Here is a 3,490-nt window from a genome sequence, read left to right as displayed (position 1 = left end):
CTTTTAAAACTTATATTTACCTCGGTATTAACGTCTCAGTCTCCACCGATTTTGATCTGTTCTTACTTACATATTTCTATGCAGTCAGGCAGAAATCGCTACCTGCTCTCTCACCAACATACCACTCTGAGGATCATTTCCATGTAACCATTGAAATGTAGCCCAATCTCCTTCCTTCTTAGCTTGCTCTACAATAAGATTAATAGACATAGTAGTTTCTATCTCTCTATCTACTGTAGCATCAAACGGCATAATCCTATTAGTAATATCTACATTAATAGGAGGCACAGGAGGATATTGGAAAATTGCATCATTTTCACTCAAATAATTATAGATCCAGTCATGATGTAGATATTCCTCTTTTGCTCTCTCTTTAAAATACTCCTCTAGCTGAGGAAGTCCTTCTACAGCAAAATAATTAGCAAAAGTTCTATATAATGAATGATTAGCTAATTCAGCAGACATCTGCTTAACTAACATTTCAATCATTGATTGACTAAGTGTACATACTCTCCTTGACTTATCAATAGTTTTATTAGTATAAGTCATTGTATCTTCTGCACCCTTAGTAACAACTCCTTTATCAGGAGTATCAGTTTGAATTGGATTTCCTCTTTCGTCCAACTTTCTCATTTGTCCATTCTTTAAATCCATTTGTTAATAAATAATCTATAGGAGCTTCTAATAAAGTTATACATTTAGATAATAAATAATTATCCATTTTACAGATCTGAATTTCTTTATATTTAATAGGTTTACTTGAAGAATAAAACCTATTATCTACTAATTCAGATCTGTCTTTGTAATCTTTATACAGTGTAACTTCGTACAGAAATCGAGGTCCCGCTATGCACTTTAGGTTTCCAGAACGGAATCTCGTTTTCTTTATAGGTTCTTCCATTCCATTGATACTTCAATACAGTAATTTTATCCTTCTTTAATCTATATAAAATATATGGAATATCTGACTGCCCACAATTAATTGATTTAGTTCCATTCTCTTTAGTATAGATAATTAACTTATCATATACAGGAATAGAATAAGGTTTCTTATGGACTCCTCGAGTATAGAATCCTCTTCCTTCTCTATGTTTACAATCTATTAACTCAGCTTTCTCTTTTGGAGTTTTACTAAAATCATAGACTTCTCTATAAGGAGGATGAATACCTAATTCAATCATTAATGCTTGATCATGTACATTTACAGGCTCTTCTTTCTTTCTTTGCATATCTTTAACTGTTAATAAAATTAGTAATCTTTCTTCTTTCTTCTTTTAATTCTTTTAGATAAGTTTTCATATCTATAGAATCTGGAGATTTTTTATTAACTCTATATCTAGCTATAAATTCTATAGCAGTTTCTAAAGTTAATCCATACATAATATCTCCAAATGTTGTTCTTTCATTAGCCTTTCCTTTATTTACCACTTTTTGAAGTTGTAAATTATAGAAATGACTAACATCATCAACTGACTCTAATATGAAATCATATTCCTCTATTTTCATTTATTAACATAATATTTAAATTAAATCTCCTGCCTGAATAATTAAATCTCTAAAGTTATTTAGAAATTCTTCTGCTATTTCTTCAGATTGAAAAGATAGAAAACTATTCCAATCAAAACTTCGATTAATATTAAGAATATTTTTATTAAGAACTATGCAATATTTATACTGGTAATCCTCCTTCCAATCTGGTTTCCATCCTTGACGATAACAATCCCTCAATTGATGAAGTTGCATTAGAGCCAAGTGAGCTTCAGCCGCCTCTTCAGATGGAAGTACGTTCTTGTCTATAACAGGATCTCTTTCGTATACGTCAGCAGCCCGCATAATAATATTACTACGTAAACCAATGAAACATTCATTAGGAGATTGCATATTATACGATTTACAGAACTCTCGCCAAGTTCTAGGTAATTTCACATTTAATTCCTCCTCAGAGAAAGCTGATAAAGCTAAATCCTTAAACTCACCACCTTTCTTATAGAACTCCTTAGCTTTATCCAAGGTTAATTTAATCACTCTTTCTTCCATATCTTACGCTTTTATAAAAATTATCCTTATTATGTCCTCCTTGCTGTTTAAGCCATTCTTGAAAATACCAAAGCTGACCGCAGTTATCCCGCATCACCTTCTTCACCTTATCGGCTACTTCACCTGCCTCCCGGTCAGTCTATATCTATTCTCCTTTCTTTTTTGATTCGTTAATTCTATTCATAATCTCAGCATATCCGCAAAGATCGACCAAGTTATCCCGCTTATGAGAGTAGCTTTCTCTCACGATCTTGGCCGCCATCAGTACGGCGCAACACTCGTTCGGGGAAAGATCTTTCCCGGCTATCATCGAGGCAGCCTTGGAGATCCGCTCAAAACTCTCCACAGGATCACCGTAGTCTGATTGCCTGCTGCCTTCCACGATGGATTTCGCCTCGTCGAGGATGGATTGTTTATTCTCTTTGTTTATATCTTTTATTTCTTTAAAAATCACGGCGCATCTATCTTTCCGATTTATTTTTCCGCAGTAACCTCTTATGTCTAAACTGCGAGTACAACCTCCTTTAACAAAATAGCACCCATCACACTCTTCAATAGGATCTTCGATCACTTGAAACTTCTTACCGTCGCACTCAAATACTTCTCCAATTTTCCTTTCCATATTATATTTCTTCTTTAATTTTGGGCAACCCTTCAATATCTCTACTAAATCTAAATTCTCGTTCATATATTCTCTATTATTTTATTGAACATTTTATTCTTACATTCAATAGTTACTTCATATGCAGTACATACAGGAAGAATATATGCTCTATCGTTTCTATCTATTTTAACTCCATCAGCATATATAAGAGATAAATATTTACCTTCTATTTCTTGTAATGCAGCTAAAATAAAATCAGATCCGTTACGAATATTCTCTAGGTCATTAGCTTTACCATCATATTCTTCTGGGAGAATAAAACTTAATCCCTCATTAGAATTTCTAACAGGAAGCATATTGGATCTTAATATTCTTCCCATTAATTGTAATTCCATTATTTTGTAATAAGGAACTACTAGCTTAACTAGCATAGTTCTGTCATTACTATGTAATATCTCATAATCTGCCTTAATTAATCTCATATCTAATAATTTTTTATATAATCCAATTTCTAGTATAGGAACATATTGATAAGGAGAAATCATTTTTTCTCCATTAAATAAGCATGGAATATCTTCTTGTGCTATAAATACTTCTGGAACTGGCACTACTAAACACATAGACAAAAATAGCCATTCAAATAAGATTTCTCTTACTCAAATGGCTTCGAACTATTTATTAATAAATACCTAATAATTATATATAAAACACAAACCCAGCATATAATAAGTAGAGGGCCAAATATGTTAGCTATTATACTAGTTATAGACGCAAAGTATAATCCTATATTTACTATACACACAGTTACTATAGTTAGAATTACAAATAATAAAATCTAAAATATTAAAC

At 32.1% G+C, this 3,490-nt stretch carries 6 protein-coding genes; all 6 read right to left on the bottom strand.

The genetic code is table 11. The features are described from left to right. Positions 1-84 precede the first annotated feature (84 nt). On the bottom strand, positions 85-654 hold the full coding sequence (locus ACI3VO_RS09885) for a ferritin (protein ID WP_439757761.1): 570 nt from the start codon (positions 652-654) through the stop codon (positions 85-87). A gap of 155 nt (positions 655-809) precedes the next feature. Next, positions 810-1,229, bottom strand: coding sequence for a hypothetical protein (locus ACI3VO_RS09880; protein WP_439757760.1), 420 nt, complete (start codon positions 1,227-1,229; stop codon positions 810-812). A 4-nt stretch (positions 1,230-1,233) separates the two neighbouring features. Next, entirely contained in the window at positions 1,234-1,506 is a 273-nt protein-coding gene (locus ACI3VO_RS09875; protein WP_439757759.1) for a hypothetical protein, read from the bottom strand. A gap of 15 nt (positions 1,507-1,521) precedes the next feature. After that, a complete protein-coding gene (locus tag ACI3VO_RS09870; RefSeq protein WP_439757758.1) occupies positions 1,522-2,037 on the bottom strand; it encodes a hypothetical protein in 516 nt (171 codons plus the stop codon). A gap of 145 nt (positions 2,038-2,182) precedes the next feature. Further along, a complete protein-coding gene (locus ACI3VO_RS09865) occupies positions 2,183-2,725 on the bottom strand; it encodes a DUF6378 domain-containing protein (RefSeq protein WP_439757757.1) in 543 nt (180 codons plus the stop codon). Continuing rightward, positions 2,722-3,261 (bottom strand): hypothetical protein, encoded by a 540-nt coding sequence (locus ACI3VO_RS09860; protein WP_439757756.1) that lies wholly within the window; start codon positions 3,259-3,261, stop codon positions 2,722-2,724. The genes ACI3VO_RS09865 and ACI3VO_RS09860 overlap by 4 nt, the downstream gene beginning before the upstream one ends. Positions 3,262-3,490: the final 229 nt, after the last annotated feature.

Source organism: Intestinibacter sp. (assembly GCF_051866655.1).
Lineage (GTDB): Bacteria > Bacillota > Clostridia > Peptostreptococcales > Peptostreptococcaceae > Intestinibacter.
Note: the sequence above shows the minus strand (reverse complement) of the source record. Positions and strands in the feature narration are given on the sequence as shown.

What these genes read in the sequence shown, in the direction of transcription:
- ACI3VO_RS09885 (WP_439757761.1), bottom strand. Translation starts at nt 654, where the DNA reads ATGGATTTAAAGAATGGACAAATGAGAAAGTTGGACGAAAGAGGAAAT.
- ACI3VO_RS09880 (WP_439757760.1), bottom strand. Translation starts at nt 1,229, where the DNA reads ATGCAAAGAAAGAAAGAAGAGCCTGTAAATGTACATGATCAAGCATTA.
- ACI3VO_RS09875 (WP_439757759.1), bottom strand. Translation starts at nt 1,506, where the DNA reads ATGAAAATAGAGGAATATGATTTCATATTAGAGTCAGTTGATGATGTT.
- ACI3VO_RS09870 (WP_439757758.1), bottom strand. Translation starts at nt 2,037, where the DNA reads ATGGAAGAAAGAGTGATTAAATTAACCTTGGATAAAGCTAAGGAGTTC.
- ACI3VO_RS09865 (WP_439757757.1), bottom strand. Translation starts at nt 2,725, where the DNA reads ATGAACGAGAATTTAGATTTAGTAGAGATATTGAAGGGTTGCCCAAAA.
- ACI3VO_RS09860 (WP_439757756.1), bottom strand. Translation starts at nt 3,261, where the DNA reads ATGTGTTTAGTAGTGCCAGTTCCAGAAGTATTTATAGCACAAGAAGAT.